The organism is Pseudooceanicola antarcticus (assembly GCF_900215355.1).
Taxonomy (GTDB): domain Bacteria; phylum Pseudomonadota; class Alphaproteobacteria; order Rhodobacterales; family Rhodobacteraceae; genus Pseudooceanicola; species Pseudooceanicola antarcticus.
On the sequence record NZ_OBEA01000006.1, the window covers coordinates 199,658 to 216,043 of the forward strand.

General features: G+C 66.3%; 17 protein-coding genes. 4 read left to right on the top strand and 13 right to left on the bottom strand.

The annotated features are described in order from the left end of the window. Nucleotides 1-79: 79 nt before the first annotated feature. From CRO50_RS15665 to fabD, 11 genes are all read right to left on the bottom strand, one after another. Nucleotides 80-1,261, bottom strand: a complete 1,182-nt coding sequence (locus CRO50_RS15665; RefSeq protein ID WP_097146865.1) for a phage major capsid protein — start codon at nucleotides 1,259-1,261, stop codon at nucleotides 80-82. Nucleotides 1,262-1,294: 33 nt separating this feature from the next. Further along, nucleotides 1,295-1,858 carry an HK97 family phage prohead protease gene (locus tag CRO50_RS15670; RefSeq protein ID WP_097146866.1) on the bottom strand — a complete coding sequence of 188 codons (564 nt, stop codon included), beginning with the start codon at nucleotides 1,856-1,858 and terminating at the stop codon, nucleotides 1,295-1,297. Nucleotides 1,859-1,870: 12 nt separating this feature from the next. Further along, the gene (locus CRO50_RS15675; protein ID WP_097146992.1) at nucleotides 1,871-2,113 is read right to left on the bottom strand and encodes a GTA head formation protein, RCAP_rcc01685 family; all 243 of its coding nucleotides are present in this window, start codon (nucleotides 2,111-2,113) and stop codon (nucleotides 1,871-1,873) included. Further along, on the bottom strand, nucleotides 2,106-3,341 hold the full coding sequence (locus tag CRO50_RS15680; RefSeq protein WP_097146867.1) for a phage portal protein: 1,236 nt from the start codon (nucleotides 3,339-3,341) through the stop codon (nucleotides 2,106-2,108). The genes CRO50_RS15675 and CRO50_RS15680 overlap by 8 nt, the downstream gene beginning before the upstream one ends. A gap of 338 nt (nucleotides 3,342-3,679) precedes the next feature. Continuing rightward, the gene (locus CRO50_RS15685; RefSeq protein WP_097146868.1) at nucleotides 3,680-5,065 is read right to left on the bottom strand and encodes a DNA-packaging protein; all 1,386 of its coding nucleotides are present in this window, start codon (nucleotides 5,063-5,065) and stop codon (nucleotides 3,680-3,682) included. After that, the gene (locus CRO50_RS20225; RefSeq protein ID WP_179747301.1) at nucleotides 4,956-5,288 is read right to left on the bottom strand and encodes a hypothetical protein; all 333 of its coding nucleotides are present in this window, start codon (nucleotides 5,286-5,288) and stop codon (nucleotides 4,956-4,958) included. The genes CRO50_RS15685 and CRO50_RS20225 overlap by 110 nt, the downstream gene beginning before the upstream one ends. 261 nt (nucleotides 5,289-5,549) lie before the next feature. Next, a complete protein-coding gene (mltG, locus tag CRO50_RS15690; RefSeq protein WP_097146869.1) occupies nucleotides 5,550-6,704 on the bottom strand; it encodes an endolytic transglycosylase MltG in 1,155 nt (384 codons plus the stop codon). A 1-nt stretch (nucleotide 6,705) separates the two neighbouring features. Beyond that, nucleotides 6,706-7,965, bottom strand: a complete 1,260-nt coding sequence (gene fabF / locus CRO50_RS15695) for a beta-ketoacyl-ACP synthase II (protein WP_097146870.1) — start codon at nucleotides 7,963-7,965, stop codon at nucleotides 6,706-6,708. 226 nt (nucleotides 7,966-8,191) lie between these two features. Continuing rightward, nucleotides 8,192-8,425 carry an acyl carrier protein gene (locus CRO50_RS15700; RefSeq protein WP_097146871.1) on the bottom strand — a complete coding sequence of 78 codons (234 nt, stop codon included), beginning with the start codon at nucleotides 8,423-8,425 and terminating at the stop codon, nucleotides 8,192-8,194. Nucleotides 8,426-8,782: 357 nt separating this feature from the next. Continuing rightward, nucleotides 8,783-9,520, bottom strand: coding sequence for a 3-oxoacyl-ACP reductase FabG (gene fabG / locus CRO50_RS15705; RefSeq protein WP_097146872.1), 738 nt, complete (start codon nucleotides 9,518-9,520; stop codon nucleotides 8,783-8,785). Between the two features lie 103 nt (nucleotides 9,521-9,623). Continuing rightward, nucleotides 9,624-10,562 carry an ACP S-malonyltransferase gene (gene fabD, locus CRO50_RS15710; protein ID WP_097146873.1) on the bottom strand — a complete coding sequence of 313 codons (939 nt, stop codon included), beginning with the start codon at nucleotides 10,560-10,562 and terminating at the stop codon, nucleotides 9,624-9,626. Between the two features lie 243 nt (nucleotides 10,563-10,805). Between fabD and CRO50_RS15715 the strand changes: the two genes are divergently transcribed. Further along, nucleotides 10,806-12,041 carry a cytochrome b/b6 domain-containing protein gene (locus tag CRO50_RS15715; protein WP_097146874.1) on the top strand — a complete coding sequence of 412 codons (1,236 nt, stop codon included), beginning with the start codon at nucleotides 10,806-10,808 and terminating at the stop codon, nucleotides 12,039-12,041. A 403-nt stretch (nucleotides 12,042-12,444) separates the two neighbouring features. Here the strand turns inward: CRO50_RS15715 and CRO50_RS15720 are convergent, their stop codons facing one another. Continuing rightward, nucleotides 12,445-13,020, bottom strand: a complete 576-nt coding sequence (locus CRO50_RS15720; RefSeq protein ID WP_097146875.1) for a YceI family protein — start codon at nucleotides 13,018-13,020, stop codon at nucleotides 12,445-12,447. Nucleotides 13,021-13,544: 524 nt separating this feature from the next. Between CRO50_RS15720 and rpsF the strand changes: the two genes are divergently transcribed. Genes rpsF through rplI form a run of 3 tightly spaced genes read left to right on the top strand, consistent with a single transcriptional unit; the run spans nucleotide 13,545 to nucleotide 14,775 of the window. Further along, nucleotides 13,545-13,901, top strand: coding sequence for a 30S ribosomal protein S6 (rpsF, locus tag CRO50_RS15725; protein WP_010139259.1), 357 nt, complete (start codon nucleotides 13,545-13,547; stop codon nucleotides 13,899-13,901). Between the two features lie 25 nt (nucleotides 13,902-13,926). Beyond that, nucleotides 13,927-14,154 carry a 30S ribosomal protein S18 gene (gene rpsR, locus CRO50_RS15730; RefSeq protein WP_005982441.1) on the top strand — a complete coding sequence of 76 codons (228 nt, stop codon included), beginning with the start codon at nucleotides 13,927-13,929 and terminating at the stop codon, nucleotides 14,152-14,154. Nucleotides 14,155-14,166: 12 nt separating this feature from the next. Continuing rightward, on the top strand, nucleotides 14,167-14,775 hold the full coding sequence (gene rplI / locus CRO50_RS15735) for a 50S ribosomal protein L9 (RefSeq protein ID WP_097146876.1): 609 nt from the start codon (nucleotides 14,167-14,169) through the stop codon (nucleotides 14,773-14,775). Between the two features lie 187 nt (nucleotides 14,776-14,962). On the opposite strand, the gene CRO50_RS15740 is transcribed toward rplI, so the two are convergent. Continuing rightward, on the bottom strand, nucleotides 14,963-16,246 hold the full coding sequence (locus CRO50_RS15740) for an aspartate aminotransferase family protein (RefSeq protein ID WP_097146877.1): 1,284 nt from the start codon (nucleotides 16,244-16,246) through the stop codon (nucleotides 14,963-14,965). Nucleotides 16,247-16,386 lie beyond the last annotated feature (140 nt).

The window sequence follows — 16,386 nt, forward strand, 5'->3', positions numbered from 1 at the left end:
GAGGGAGCTGCTGGACAACGCCTGAGAGAGACACGCGCCCGACGAGGCCGAAGACCCGGCCCCGCCGGTCCGACGCGTCTTACGACGTGCCGAACTTCAGCAGCTTGATGGCGGCGAAATCGCTGACATCCCCGCCGACGCGCTTGGTGGCGTAGAACAGCACATGCGGCTTGGCGCTGAAGGGATCGCGCAGCACGCGCAGGTCCGGGCGCTCGGCCACGGTGTAGCCGGCATGGAAGTCACCGAAAGCGATCGGATAGGCGTCCGAAGCGATGTCGGGCATGTCCTCGGCGATTAGCACCGGGTAGCCCATGAGGCGCGCGGGCTCGCCATTGGCCAGGCCATCGGACCACAGGAAACGGCCATCCAGATCCTTGATCTTGCGCACGGCACCGGCGGTCTTCGAGTTCATCACGAAGGTGCCGTTGGCGCGGTAGCGCGCGCCCAGCGTATAGACCAGGTCGACCAGCGCATCGGCGGGATCATTGGGATCGAAGTCGCCATCGGTGCCCGTGGCCACGTAGCCCAGGCTCTCCCAGGCCCAGGAGGCCTCGGCCACCTTGGTATGGGTCATGAAGCCCTTGGGCTTGTCGGTGCCATCGCCATTGATGAAGGCATCGGCCTCGGCGCGGGCGAACTTGTCGGCGATACGCTCGGCCAGCCAGCCCTCGACGTCGAAAGCGCTGTCATCCAGCAGACGCTGGCTCGCCTTGGGCAGGGCCGAGAGCTCGAAGAGCTCGATGGAGATCCGGTCAACCGCGGGCGTCGAGGTCTCGGAGACGCTGCTCTCGTCGTTCCAGCCGGCGCCCATGTCGCTGGTATCCACCAGCACGTCATAGGAGCTGGCGTTGACGTTCACCACGTTCGCCACCTGGCGGATCGAGGCCGAGCTCTTCAGCACCGAGCTGATCGTGGCCGAGGTCTCGGGGTCCAGCAGGTAGCCGCCATCGCCGGTGATCGAGAGCGCCTTGCCCTCCAGCTCCAGCCCGCGCAGGCCGTCGTCATCACCACAGCGCAGGTAGGCGGACACCGCCTTGCGATGCGGGGCGCCGCTGTCGGCGGCAGAGGCCAGCGCCGGGCGCGCGGCGGTCAGGGATTTGCGATCAAGCATGGTCAGTCGGCTTTCCTGTTGCTGAAGTCTTTCATCAAGTTCGGCGCGGAAGCCTTTGAACTCCCGCATGAAATCCGAAACGGCGGATTTCACCTCGGCCACGGGAGAGAGGCTCTCCCCAGCCCGAGTTTCGGTCTCGGTCATACCCATCGTCGTCTCCTGGGATGGAAGTGAGAGAGCGCCCTAGCGGCCGCCCAATTCGGCCCGCGCGGCCCGGAAGGCCGCCGCCATTTCGCGCAGGGCATCCTCGGCCGGGCTTTCACCCTTGGCCGCGACCCGCGCACTGGGCAGCATCGGGAAGGTCACCAGAGAGACCTCCCAGAGCTCCAGTTCCGTCAGGAGCCTGCGGCCCCCGTCATCCTTTGCCGCCCGCTTGGTGCGGTAGCCGATGGAGAGCCCGTCGATAGCGCCGGCGCGGATAAGCGCGGCGGCTTCGCGGCCCTTCTCGACGCTCTCCAGCAGGTGGCCCTTGACCCAGAGCCCGGTGGCATCCTCGCGGATCTCCTCCCAGACACCGATGGGCTGGGAGGGGTCGTGCTGCCAGAGCATCTTCACCCGCATCCCCTGCGCCGCGATCCGGGCCAGGGAACCCGCGTAGGCCCCCTTCTGCACCACGTCGCCACCCTGGTCGCAGGCCCCGAAGCGCGAGGCATAACCCTCGATCGCCATGCCATCGGCCTCGACTACAAGCTCGGAATCGAAACGGTGGAACTTGTGCTCAAGCCCGGCAAGATTCTGAAAATCCATCACTCTCTCCCATCAGGGCAGTTTGTCGATCACCGACTGGAAGGCCTCGGCCAGGACCACGCCCACGACGCCGAAGACAATCAGCCAAAGCCGCTTTTCCAGCCGCTCCAGCAGCTGCTCTATCCGGTCGATCCGCGCATTCAGCGCCTCGATCTGCAGGCCCGAGAGCCGCTCATGGGCGTCCAGCCGCAGCGCCGGGCCGCATTGGAACTCCTCGTAGCCCGCGCTGCGCCGGATCTCGCGAAGCTCAGACATCCGCGCCATCCAGCGAGGCCCCGCGGGCCTCCAGCGGTGGCAGGCCCAGCAGGGCGCGCTTCTCGGACTGGCTGAGGAAATCCGCCCCCGCCACGCGGCTCCATTGCGCATCGCGCTCGGCGGCAAGCGCCGGCACCTTGTCCAGGTCCGGGCTTAGCTGCAGATCCTCGCCGGTGAAGCGCTCCAGCCACTCCCCGAGCGCCGCCGTCACGCGGGCTGCCAGCGGCAGCACCGTCAGGCGGAAGAAGGCGCGATGTGCCTCCTGGTAATTGGCGTAGGTCGCGTCGCCAGGGATGCCCAGAAGCATCGGCGGCACCCCGAAGGCCAGGGCGATCTCGCGCGCGGCGGCCTCCTTGGTCTTCTGGAACTCCATGTCCGAGGGGCTGAAGCCCATGGGTTTCCAGTCCAGCCCCCCTTCCAGCAGCATCGGCCGACCCGCATTGGCCGCGCCCTGGTGGTAGGTCTCCATCTCGGTCACCAACCGGTCGTACTGGTCCGAGGTCATCACTCCCTCGCCATCGAGCCCGCTGTAGACGATCGCGCCCGAGGGCCGCGCGGCATTGTCCAGAAGCGCCTTCGACCAGCGCGAGGCGGCGTTGTGCACGTCCAGCGCCTGGGCCGCCGCCTGCATGGGCGAGAGGCCATAGTGATCGTCCTGGGGATGGAAGCTCTTGAAATGACAGATCGGAGGCCGCTCTCCGGTGACGTCGAAACGGTGTTTCTGCCCGCCGACCGCATATTCAAAGGCCACCGGCCAGCCATTGGCCCCGGGCACCAGGCTCATCCGATCCGAACGCAGCACATGCAGCTCGACCGGCGCGCCCTCCTCCGCCGACACGGCCTCGAGATAGCCATTGCCGGTCAGCAGCAGCTGGCCGTAGAGGCTTTCCAGCAGCTCGGCGCGGCCCTGGGCCGGGTTGGGGCTGCGCAGCAGGCGCAGCACGGGATGTTCGGAGTAGCGGCGCGCATCGTCCTGCAGCACCAGCGGCAGGGCGGCAGCGGCCTCCGCGATCATCTTCACCGCGCGGAAGCCCACGGGGTTGCCGGCAAAGCCCATGCGGGTCAGAGAGGCTGCGTCACGCGGGCTCCAGGCCACACGACCGGCCGAGCCATAGGCCATGACCCGCCCGGTGGCAGAGGCCTTCCGCTCGGGCGCGGCCTGCGTGGCCCCGGCAGGCTTGGAGGCCCCCTGGCCTGCGTCGCGCCGGAAATAGTCGATGACCCCCATGCGTGTCTCCTTCGCTCGGTTCCGGCCCCCGATCCGGCGGCCCGTTGCGAAGAAAACTGTGATCATTTTGTTAAGAAGCGCCGAGCCCAACGTCCGGAGGTCCGATGCACCAAGTATAAGTGACTTTTTTCAATGCCTTACAAGAATCCACGCCCTATTCCCGCCCGCTAGTCTCTCTCCCCCGGCCCACGCATTGATCACCTCGGAACGCAAAAAGCGCCGGCCCTCGCGGACCGGCGCTTCGCTCTATCTGTCACTTTGCAAATTGCACTTCGCAGTTTGCACTTCGCTTTTTCACTTTGCGGCCTGACTTCGCAAAGTGCGAACTCTGCAAATGGTCAGAGGCTCCGCATCTGCGGACGCCTTGGGGGCTGGGCGCTCAGCATCAGGTCATGCAGCGCCCAGACCAGCGCGTCCAGCCGATCCGGGCTGCCAGTGCCCTCCCATCCCTGCTGCGTCATCTGCGCCAGCTGGTCTTCAAGCGCACCCAACCCTTTCACGTGTCGTACCCGCCCCTGTTCGTAGAGCGCCGCGACGGGTTCGGCCCGTGCGGCCTTGCCACGAGAGGCGCGGACCTTCTTCACTGGCACCAGGGGATCGACCTGTCGCAGAACGGCCTCGACCAGGTCTCCGCCCTGGTTCACCTCCGCCACGATCCGATCTGCGCCATGCCGCTCGAAGGCGGCCACCGCCGCCTCGGCCCATTGCGCCGGGCGCGCCGCCGCGACCGAGGCATCCTCCAGCACATAGGCGCGCCAATGCTGTGGTGCCCCCCTGGCCACCACCCCGGCGACCACGATTCCGCATTCGTCCGAGCCCTCGTGCCCGGTCACGGGCGGGTCCACCGCGACCACGATCCGGCTCAGCTCGGGGATCTCCTCGACCTGGGCGGCGTGAAGCATGTCCGAGGTCCACAGGGCACCCTCCGTCTCGCCCATCAGGAGTCCGTCCAGCTCCTGCCGACCAAGCCGGGTGCCCGCGTAGCGCGCGCGCACCTCTTCAAGAAAACTCTCTGCCAGGTTGGCCCGATTGGCTTCGGTCGGAGCATGTGTGCTCACCGTCGAGGGCGCCTCGAGCAGGCGTTTCAGCACGCCGACGTTGCGCGGGGTGGTGGTAACGCAGATCCGCGGATCATCCCCCAGGCGCAGGGCAAACTGCAGCATGTCCCAGGTCGCCTCGGCCTTCTTCCACTTGGCCAGTTCATCCAGCCAGGCGCCATCGAACTGCGGTCCGCGCAGCGCCTCGGGCTCGCTTGCCGAAAAGGCCTGCGCCTCGGCCCCGTTGGGCCAGACCAGCCGCCGCCGCGTGGCCTGCCACTCGGGCTTCCGGTCTGGCGGAGAGCAGGCCATGATGCCGCTCTCGCCGAAGATCATCACGTCGCGGACCTGGTCGAAGGTCTCTCCGACCAGCGCCAGCCGCCGACATCGCCCCGGCGCCAGAGGCCGCGGGCCCTCGACCTCGGCCCGCACCCATTCCGATCCGGCGCGCGACTTGCCCGCGCCGCGTCCACCCAGGATCACCCAGGACTTCCACTCACCCTCGGGGGGCAATTGGTGCGGCATGGCCCAGAACTCGAACAAGAAAGGGAGAGCACGAAGCTCTCCCTCATCCAGTTCATCCAGAAACCGTTTCTGCACATCCGCATCGGCGGAGGCGATCCAGGCGGCACCCGATCGAAGCCCGCGCGGCGTCGAGGTCGATTTCCTCGGCGCCTCCCTGTCCATTGCGCTGTCGTCCTTCATCAAGCTTGGCCTCCATCTCCAACGCGAAGCGAATCCAGAACCGGATTTCTCCGCTCAACTTGACGGCGTCCTTTGCCGCCACGATCTCTCCGGCGCGCACCCTGTCCTGCACACCCTCGAGGTCTTCCGCGAGATCGCGGATCTGCCGTTCGACACGCTCGACTGCCTCGCGCAGCCGGGCTTCCTTTTCTGCGATCATTTCCATCGTCTGTTATTTGCCTCGCGCATTATCGTTGTCCCCCCGACACCGACCGCGACACGAACCGCGACCTGAGACGCACGAAAAAACGGCCGTGGGATTGCTCCCAGGCCGCTTGCCCATTTGTTCCAGCATGGCACAACCTATAGATGAGACCGTGCGCTTAGTCAACTTATAGGGGCGTTCGGGCGGGGTAACGAAATGTTAACTCCCGCCCGAACCCAGACATCAAACCTATGAAATCATGAGGCTTTCACAGGCGATCCATCACTGGTTCGCCCGTTCCGCCTCGATCTCGCGCCAACGGGCGACGTTGCGGTTATGCTCGTTCAGCGTCTCGGCAAAAGCATGCCCCCCGGTGCCATCGGCCACGAAGTAGATGTAGTCGGTGGGTTCGGGGTTCACCGCCGCCTCGATCGAGGCACGGCCCGGATTGGCAATGGGCGTCGGCGGCAGGCCGTCGATCACATAGGTGTTGTAGGGCGTCTCTCCACGCAGCTCGCTCTGGCGGATGCCGCGGTCCAGCACGCCCTCGCCGCGGGTGATGCCGTAGATCACCGTCGGGTCCGTCTGCAGGCGCATGCCGCGCTTCAGGCGGTTCTCGAAGACCGAGGCCACGGTGCGGCGCTCGTCCGGCACGGCGGTTTCCTTCTCGATGATCGACGCCATGATCAGCACCTCTTCGGGGCTCTTCAGCGGCAGGTCATCGACCCGGTTGGCCCAGGCCTCGGCCAGGATGGCGCTCTGACGGCTCTGCATCTCCTGCACCAGCTCGGCACGGCTCTCGCCCTTGGCGAACTCGTAGCTGTCGGGCGACAGGGTGCCCTCGGCGGGAATCTCGGAGATCTCGCCGGATAGCTCGCCGATCTGGTTCAGCAGCTGCACCACCTGCCACGAGGTCACACCCTCCGCCATCTGCACCCGGAAGCGGGTGTCGGCAGCGGCACGGATTTCCTCGTAGACCTCGGGCGCTTCGGCCTCTCCGGGCACGAAGCGGGCCCGTTCGACGAAGCGCGTGGTGGCCGGGTCGAGTTCGCGCACCAGAACATCGGACTGGCGCACGCCGACGCGGTAGACCACTTCGGTGCCGCAGGTCGAGGCACCGCCACGGGTGACGATATCGACGATCTGCTGCATCGAGGCCTCGGCCGGCACCAGGAAGGCGCCCGCTTTCAGCTCATTGGCCTTGTCGGTGTAATCCGCGCCGACCCGGAAGATCGAGCCGTTGGACACCGCGCCGCGCTCTTCCAGCTCGGCACTCACGCGCCGCATGTTGGAGCCCGGCGCGACGCGCAGGCAGATCGCCTCGGCCAGGGGGCCTGGCTCGGCGTATTGCCGTTTACCCCAGACCACCGCACCCGCCAGCAGGAAGGTGGCGACGATCAGCAGGGTAAAGGCGTTCGAGGCGATGGATCGCCACATGTCAGCGCACCTTGCCGAAGATCAGGGAGGCATTGGTGCCGCCGAAGCCGAAGGAATTCGACAGAGCCACGTCGATCTTGCGCTCGCGCTTGGCATTGGGCGCCAGGTCGATCTTAGTCTCGACGGCCGGGTTGTCCAGGTTGATGGTCGGCGGGGCGACCTGGTCGCGGATGGCGAGGATCGAGAAGATCGCCTCGATCGCGCCTGCAGCGCCCAGCAGGTGGCCGGTGGCGGACTTGGTCGAGGACATGGTGACATCCCCGGCATGGTCGCCCATCAGTTTCTCCACTGCGCCTAGTTCAATGGTGTCGGCCATGGTCGAGGTGCCATGGGCATTCACGTAATCGATGTCCGAGGGCGTCAGGCCGGCGCGGTTCAGCGCCATCTCCATGCAGCGACGTGCGCCGTCGCCATCTTCCGACGGGGCGGTGATGTGGTAGGCGTCACCCGACAGGCCATAGCCCAGGTATTCGCCGTAGATCTTGGCGCCACGGGCCACGGCGTGCTCGTATTCTTCCAGCACGACGATACCGGCACCTTCGCCCATGACGAAGCCGTCACGGTCGGCGTCATAGGGGCGCGAGGCCTTTTCAGGCTCGTCGCCGCGCTTGGTGGACAGCGCCTTGCAGGCGTTGAAGCCCGCGATGCCGATCTTGCAGATCGCCGCCTCGGCGCCGCCTGCGACCATCACGTCCGCATCGCCCCACTGGATCATCCGGGCCGCATCGCCGATGGCGTGGGCGCCGGTGGAACAGGCGGTGACGACCGAGTGGTTGGGCCCCTTGAAGCCGTACTTGATCGAAACCTGACCGGAGATCAGGTTGATAAGCGCGCCGGGCACGAAGAACGGGCTGACGCGGCGCGGGCCCTTCTGCTCCATCATCACGGCGGTGTTGGCAATGGAGTTCAGGCCCCCGATGCCAGAGCCGATCAGCACGCCGGTGCGGCAGCGCGCCTCTTCGTCCTCGGGCATCCAGCCCGCGTCCTCGACCGCCTGCTGGGCGGCGGCAACGCCGAAGAGGATGAAGGTATCAACCTTGCGCTGCTCTTTCGGCTCCATCCACTGGTCGGCATTGAAGGTACCGTCCGAGCCATCGCCGCGCGGCACTTCACAGGCATAGGTGGTGGTCAGGCCCTCTGTATCGAACTGGGAGATCGGACCGGCGCCCGACTTCCCGTCCAGGATCCGCGACCAGCTTTCTTCGACACCGCAGGCCAGCGGGGTCACAAGCCCCAGACCAGTGACAACAACACGACGCATATGCTTCCGCCCCTCAAATCTACTCTTTGCCCGCTCATACCCGAGGCCACGCCTCGGGGGCAAGGCTTCCGCGCCTGCGCACCACTTCATAGGCGGTGAAACGAAGCGCTTTGCCACGCGCTGCCTCCGAAGCGGCGCGCCATGAAAAAGGGGCTCCTGTCATCAGACAGAAGCCCCTTTCTTGTCTCTCGCGGCAGGTCCGGCATGCGGCCTGTCTGCGTCAGCCTCAGGCGGCTTCGGAGATGAACTTCACCGCGTCGCCGAAGGTCTGGATGTTCTCGGCTGCGTCATCGGGGATCTCGATGCCGAACTCTTCCTCGAAGGCCATGACCAGCTCGACGGTGTCGAGGCTGTCTGCGCCCAGATCGTCGATGAAGGAGGCGTTCTCAACCACCTTGTCTTCTTCCACGCCGAGATGCTCGACAACGATTTTCTTCACGCGCTCTGCGACATCGCTCATAGGTCTTCCCCTCACGTCACATGGGCCTCTGGGCCCGTTTCTTGCCTCGCCCCTAGCGGGCAGCTTCATTGCCCCAACCGGGGCTCTTCCACCCCGCATTGCGAGGCGCAGGATCCTGCAATTCCAGCACAGGTCCCGCAAAATCTGCGCCGCCTATAGCACATGGTTTCGGCAACGCAAACGCTTTCGGGCCCGCTTTCCTAAGCTGGTCCCCCGGCGGCTCCGATGCAAGGCCGGGCTCGCCGTGAATTTCGCCAGAAGGCCCCAAGCCGTCCGCAAAAGCAACCCCATGCGAAACCGCACGCAGGCGGCAGCCTCGGGGGCGGGACCCCTGCCCCTCCCCCGAGAGCCCAGGCCTTACAGCATTGCCATGCCGCCGTTCACATGCAGCGTGGCGCCGGTCACATAGCCTGCTTCGGGGCTGGCGAGGTAGAGAACCGCGGCGGCGATCTCTTCCGGGGTGCCCATGCGCGAGGCCGGGATCTGCGCGTCGATCTTGGCCTTCTGCTCGTCGTTCAGCTTGTCGGTCATCGCGGTGGCGATGAAGCCCGGCGCGACGCAGTTGGCGGTGATGCCACGGCTGGCCACTTCATAGGCGATGGATTTGGTCATGCCGACCATGCCCGCCTTGGCGGCGGCATAGTTCACCTGGCCGGGATTGCCGGTGGCACCGACGATGGACGAGATGTTCACGATGCGACCCCAGCGAGCCTTCATCATCGGGCGCATCACGCCACGGCAGAGGCGCATGGTGGCGGTCAGGTTGACGTCAAGCACCGACTGCCAGTCTTCGTCGCTCATCCGCATGAAGAGCTGGTCACGGGTGATGCCCGCATTGTTCACCAGGATATCGAGAGAGCCCATGGCCGCCGCAGCCGCCTTGGGCAGGGCCTCGACAGCCTCGGCATCGGAAAGATTGCAGGGCAGCACATGGGCGCGCTCACCCAGCTCTGCCGCCAGCTCCTGCAGCGGAGCCTCGCGGGTGCCGCTCAGGCCCACCGTCGCGCCCGCGCCGTGCAGCGCCTTGGCGATCGCGCCGCCGATGCCACCGCTGGCGCCGGTTACCAGCGCCGCCTTGCCCGTCAGATCAAACATGTCTTTCTCCCAGTCGGGGTCCCGCCCCAATCATCCTATTCAAATCTCCCGCAGGGCCTGGCCCCGCGGGTACTCTATCCCGAATTCCCGCGCGCCCGAGCTCTTACTCGGCCGCCGCGGTCACCTTGGCGACCTCTTCGGGCGTGCCGATCTGGGCGCAGGAGATCTCGCGCGCGATGCGGCGGATCATGCCCGAAAGCGCCTTGCCAGCGCCGATCTCCCAGACCTCGGTCACGCCCTGCTGGGCCATGTAACCCACGCTCTCGCGCCAGCGCACCGAGCCGGTGACCTGCTCGACCAGCAGCGCCTTGATCGCTTCCGCGTCCGAGACCGCCTCGGCGCGCACATTGGCGACCAGCGGCACGGCGGGTGCGGCGAAGGTGACCTCGGCCAGCGCGGCCTGCATCGCCTCCGCGGCGGGCTGCATCAGCGCGCAGTGGAAGGGGGCAGAGACCGGCAGCAGCATGGCGCGCTTGGCGCCGGCGGCCTTGGCGATCTCGACCGCGCGTTCCACGGCAGCCTTGTGGCCCGAGATCACCACCTGGCTGGGATCATTGTCATTGGCGGCCTGGCAGACCTCGCCCTGGGCGGCTTCCTCGGCCACGGCAGAGGCGGCAGCGAAGTCGAGCCCCAGCAGGGCGGCCATGGCGCCCTGGCCCACGGGGACGGCCTGCTGCATGGCACGGCCACGGATACGCAGCAGACGCGCCGCGTCGGCCGCGCTGACGGTGCCGGCGGCAGCCAGAGCCGAATATTCCCCCAGCGAGTGACCGGCCACGAAAGCGGCATCGGAAATCGAGACCCCCTCGGCCTCAAGCGCGCGGAAGGCCGCGAGCGAGGTTGCCATCAGGGCGGGCTGGGCGTTCTCGGTCAGGGTCAGCTCTTCGGCCTCGCCCTCCCAGATCAGCGCGCTCAGGTCCTGGCCCAGGGCCTCGTTCACCTCGTCGAAGACGGCCTTGGCCTGCGGATAGGCTTCGGCCAGCGCCCGGCCCATGCCGATGGTCTGTGCTCCCTGCCCCGGAAAGACGAATGCGCGGCTCATATCCCACTCCTTGATCCTTGCCCCACGGGGCATTTGCCTGTCGCCCGGTTCCGGGCGGATTGCGCGCGGGGATACAACCTGCTGCTCCACAAGGCAATCCTGCGCACCCTTCCGCACAACCGGGCAGCTCAGCGTGCCTCGCCCCGCACCAGCGCACACCCCCTGCGCGGCGGCCCGGAATTGAGCTACGCCGCAGCGCAGCTAAATTGGCCCCAAACCTGTTTCCAGCGAAAGACCCTTGCCATGTCTCTTTCCTCTTCCCTGCCCGACGCCGGAGACCGCTACGGCGTCGTCACCCGCACCATCCACTGGCTCACCGCCCTTCTGATCTTCGCCGCCTTCCCCCTTGGCCTCATCGCCCACGAGATGGCCGAGAAGCTCGACCAGGTGGCGGCCCAGGACCAGGCCGCGCTGGTGGCGCGCACCGCCACGCTCTTTTCGGTGCACAAGACCCTCGGCGTGGCCGTGGTCTTCGTCTCGATCTTCCGCATCGCCTGGGGCCTCTCGCAGCGCCGTCCCGGCCTGATCAAGGGCGACCACCGCCCCGAGGCCCTGGCCGCAGAGACCGTGCACTACATGCTCTACAGCCTGCTGATCCTGGTACCCGTCTCGGGCTGGGTGCATCACGCCGCCACCGCCGGCTTCGCGCCGATCCTCTGGCCCTTCGGCCAGGGCCTGCCCTTCGTTCCCCAGAGCGAAACCCTGGCCTCGGTCACCACCGCCCTGCACTGGATCTTCGCCTGGTCCCTCGCCGGCGTGCTGGCGCTGCATATCGGCGGCGCGCTGAAGCACCACGTGATCGACCGTGACGCCACCCTGCGGCGCATGTGGCGCGGCGACAGCGCCGTCCCCTCGCCGCGCCAGCCCGGCCACGCCGCGCCGATGGCCACCGCCACCCTGCTGCTGGCCCTGATCGCGGCGCTCGGCGTTTCGCTGACCCCGGCCAAGCCCGGCGCCACCGCGGGCCAGGCTCCCACCCTGGCCGCGGCAGGCGGCGAATGGCAGGTCACCAATGGCCGCCTGGGGATCGAGGTCACCCAGTTCGGCAACCAGGTCGAGGGTAGCTTCGCCGATTGGGTGGCAGAGATCACCTATGACCCGGATGCCCCCGCCGGACCCGCCGGCCAGGTGACCGTCCAGGTTTCCGTGCCCTCGCTGACCCTTGGCTCGGTGACCAACCAGGCGCTCGGCGCAGATTTCCTGGCAGCCGAGGATCACCCCACGGCGATCTTCGACGCCCAGCTGATCAAGCAGGCGGACGGCAGCCATATCGCCGAGGGCACCCTGAGCCTGCGCGACCAGCAGATGCCGCTCTCCTTCCCCTTCGAGCTCGAGATCGACGCAGAGGGCACCGCCCATGCCTCGGCCAGCTTCGAGCTTGACCGCCGCGACTACGGCGTCGGCGCCAACATGCCCGACGAGAAGACCGTGGCCTTCGCCGTGGCGACCAATTGGGAGCTCACCGCCGAACGGCCCTGAGCCCACCCTCACCCGCAAGGAACAGCCCCCGGCAGCGCGCTCTGCCGGGGGCTTTTTCATCTGCACGGCCCTGGGGTGTCGGCAAGCGTGGGCAATCGACCGCTTGGGGGCTGCCTGCTCATCGCCCCAAGAGCCGCATCGACAAAGCGCCGCGCAGCTTCCTGGCTGAGCCCTCAACCGCCACGCATTGGCCCCCAAGCTCCACACCTCCTGCCAAGGCCGCCCGTGCCGACAGGCATCGCTCCAGGGTCGCAATCCCCCCGCCCGCAGCCTCTGAGCGCCGTCCCCCCAAACGTCCGGTCTGCCGGTCCCTGACTTACGCAAACGAAAAGGGCCGCCTCGGGAAAGGCGGCCCAGCTGAACCCCGGATGATGGGGAGATCCGGGGATCAAGGGGGGAGGTCTTACTCGGCCTGCATGGCCTCGATCGAGATCTGCACTTCGACCTCATCGCTGACGTAGGGGGCGAACATGCCCATGTCGTAGTCCGAGCGCAGCACGGTGGCGGTGGCGTCGAAGCCGGCCCACTGCTTGCCTTCCATCGGGTGTTCGCCCAGCTGGTTCAGCTTGGCATCCAGCACGACCTCGTTGGTGATGCCGTTGATGGTCAGGTCGCCGGTGATCAGGCCGGTGTCTTCGCCGGTGACTTCGATGCCGGTCGAGACGAAGGAAACGGTGTCATTGGCTTCCGCACCGAAGAAGTCCTCGGTCAGGAAGTGCGCGGTGCGGCCGTCGATGCCGGTCAGCAGCGAAGCAGCGGGGAAGGCCACTTCGACCGAGGAGTTGGCGGGATCTTCGGCATCGAAGGAGATCGTGCCGTCGAAGCCCGAGAACATGCCGAAGCCGGTGGAGAAGCCCAGGTGGTTGTAGTGGAAGACGATCTGGGTGTGGGTGTTGTCCAGGGTGTAGCTGACAGGCTCTGCGAAGGCGGAAGCTGCCGTTGCGAGGGTCAGTGCGGAGCCGAGAAGAAGAGATTTCATAACAGGTTATCCTTGATCAGGAGATGCATTTGCGATGCCCAACATGTCGCGGCAATGCAGCATGTTCGCAATTCCGCATCCCCCCACAGCACCTGTGGATTTGCGAACATTGCCTTGCCAAACTTGCCGATGCGCCCGCGGCCAAGGAAGACCGCCTCCGGCGGGAGTATTTTCGGCCTGGTGATGAAGCAGGTCTTGCCCGAATGGCGGCCTTCGCCTGCCGTCTTGCGCTTGGACCCTCTCGATGGAAAAGTAGGCCGCCCCTCCGGGCCCTGTCCCGCCTCATCACCAGGCTGGAAATACTCCGGGGGAGGCTCCGGTACGGAGACGGGGGCGGAGCCCCCTGACGCGCGCCGAACATGCCGCGACGCCTATCGCCCGACATCGCTTGCCATCGTTCCGCATCCGCTGTAATGGGGGGCCTCCTTCCGCAAGGATTTATTGAACCGCGCAGCCTCTCGTGGACGGGTGGCGGAAGGATTGACCCTCCTATGAAATGCGCCTCGACAGAAACAGGAGTGCACATGCCGCTTTACGAGCATGTCTTCATCTCGCGTCAGGACCTTTCCAACGCGCAGGCCGAAGGTCTCATCGAACACTTTGGTGCCATTCTCTCGGACAACGGCGGCAAGCTGGTTGACCACGAGTACTGGGGCGTCAAGACGATGGCCTACAAGATCAACAAGAACCGCAAGGGCCACTATGCCTTCCTGCGCACCGACGCACCGTCGGAAGCCGTGCAGGAAATGGAGCGCCTGATGCGTCTGCATGACGACGTGATGCGCGTCCTGACCATCAAGGTCGACGAGCACGCAGAGGGCCCCTCGGTCCAGATGCAGAAGCGTGACGAGCGCGACGACCGTCGCCGCGAACGTCGCTGATCTAGCCCAGGAAAGGACATAAACCATGGCCGCCAAACCGTTTTTCCGCCGCCGCAAGGTCTGCCCCTTCTCGGGCGACAACGCGCCGAAGATCGACTACAAAGACACCCGTCTGCTGCAGCGCTACATCTCTGAGCGTGGCAAGATCGTTCCCTCGCGCATCACCGCCGTCTCGGCAAAGAAGCAGCGTGAACTGGCCCGTGCCATCAAGCGCGCCCGCTTCCTCGCCCTGCTGCCCTACGCCGTCAAGTAAGGAGCCCAGATCATGGAAGTCATCCTTCTCGAACGCGTCGCAAAGCTCGGCCAGATGGGCGACGTCGTCTCCGTCAAGCCCGGCTACGCGCGCAACTACCTGCTGCTGCAGGGCAAGGCGCTGACCGCCTCCAAGGAAAACATCGCCCAGTTTGAAGCCCAGAAGGCTCAGCTGGAAGCGAACAACCTGGAGACCAAGAAAGAAGCCGAAGCCCTGGGCGAAAAGCTCGACGGTCAGAAGTTCGTCGTGATTCGCGCTGCCTCCGACGGCGGCAACCTCTACGGCTCCGTCTCGCCGCGTGACGTCTCGAACGTCGCCACCGAGAACGGTTTCACCGTCGAGCGCAAGCAGGTCATCATCCCCCAGCCCATCAAGGAACTGGGTCTGCACACCGCCGTGGTCACGCTGCACCCGGAAGTGGAAGTGGAAGTGATCCTGAACGTCGCCCGTTCCCCGGAAGAGGCCGAGATCCAGGCCGCCGGCAAGTCCATCCAGGAACTGGCCGCCGAGGAAGAAGCTGCCGCGGAGTTCGAAATCTCCGAGCTCTTCGACGACATCGGCTCTGCCGCTGACGACGACGATGCACCCGCCGCTGGCGAAGAGACCTCCGAAGAAGACTAATCCTCTTCTACCGGATGCAAGATCAGGCCGCGCTCCCCTCGGGGGGCGCGGTTTTCTTTTGGGGCTCTGCCCCCGTCTCCGTGCCGGAACCTCCCCCGGAGTATTTTCAGCCTGGTGATGGGACAAGGGGGGCGTCGTGGCGGCCGTCGCCGACAGGAGCGGCGACGGCGTTCATTCCGTGATCGGCTCAGGCAGCTTCGGCCAGGGCGGCATCGAAGATCTCCAGCGCCTGGTCGAGTTCGGCCTCGGTCACCGTCAGCGGCGGGGCAATGCGGAAGACCGATGACAGTCCCGGCAAGGCCGCGATGTTCATCGACAGCCCGTCGCGGGCACAGATCTCCATCACACGGTTGCCATAGGGCTCGTCCGGGCGCTTGGAAGCACGGTCCGCGACCACCTCGACCCCCAGCAGAAGCCCCCTGCCCCGAACATCGCCCACCTTCTCGTGACGCTCCATCAGGCGTTCCAACCCCGAGCGGAAGTGGGCGCCAAGCCGAGCAGCGCGGGCCGGCAGATCGTCCCGGCGGGCGATTTCCAGCACCTTGCAGCCAATGGCCGCCGGCAGCGGGTCGGCCACATGGGTGGTGTAGAAGAGGAAGCCGCGGGCATGGGCCTCGGCCTCGATCGCGGCCGAGGTCATCACCGCCGACAACGGCAGCCCGGCCCCAAGTGTCTTCGACAGTGTCAGCACATCGGGGACCACGCCGTCGCGCTCGAAGGCGAACATCAGCCCGGTGCGCCCGATCCCGGTCTGGGCCTCGTCAAGGATCAGCAGCATGCCGCGCTCGGTGCATTTCCGCTTCAGCGCGGCTAGGTAGCCCTCGGGCAGATCGATGATGCCACCGGTCGAGAGGATGGGCTCGGCGATGAAGGCAGCGAGGTTGCCGGTCGACATCGCGTCAATCTGGGCGAAGGCATCATCCAGCTCGCTCTGCCAATCCAGCGCCAGGCCGGGGAAGCGCGGACGGAAGGCATTGGGCACCGGGATCGAGAAGTTCCCAGGCATCACGGGGCCATAGCCCTTGCGGCCCGCGGCATAGGTGGCGGCCACCGCGCTGCCGGTCATGCCATGCCAGCTCTGAGCGAAGCTCACCACCTCGTGGCGGCCGGTCACCAGCTTGGCCAGGCGGATGGCGGCGTCATTGGCCTCTCCGCCGGTGGTCAGCAGCAGCGTCCGGTCCAGCCCCTCGGGCGTCACTTCGGCCAGGCCCTCTGCCAGTTCGAGCACCGGTGCGCTCAGCATGCCGGAGTGCAGATGGCACAGCTTGTCGGCCCATTCATGGATCACCGCGCTGATCTCGGGGTGGGAATGGCCCAGCACGGCGCTCATCTGGCCGCTGGTGAAGTCCAGGATCTCTTGCCCGCTAGCCGAGATCACATGGGTGCCGCGCGCGGCGACGATCTCTTGGTCAAAGAAATGCGCGCCATAGCGCAGCAGGGTGGCGTCGGCGCGAGCCAGAAAGTTGGACATGGGGATCTCCGGTTCAGATTTGCCCTGACGATAGGAGATCGCGGATCGCAGATTTCCTGAAGAACGACCGTCCTGAGACTAATTCTGTCCCTGAGGCGCTCTTCGCGCTATGATCCCGCTCAAATCAGCCGATACGAGAG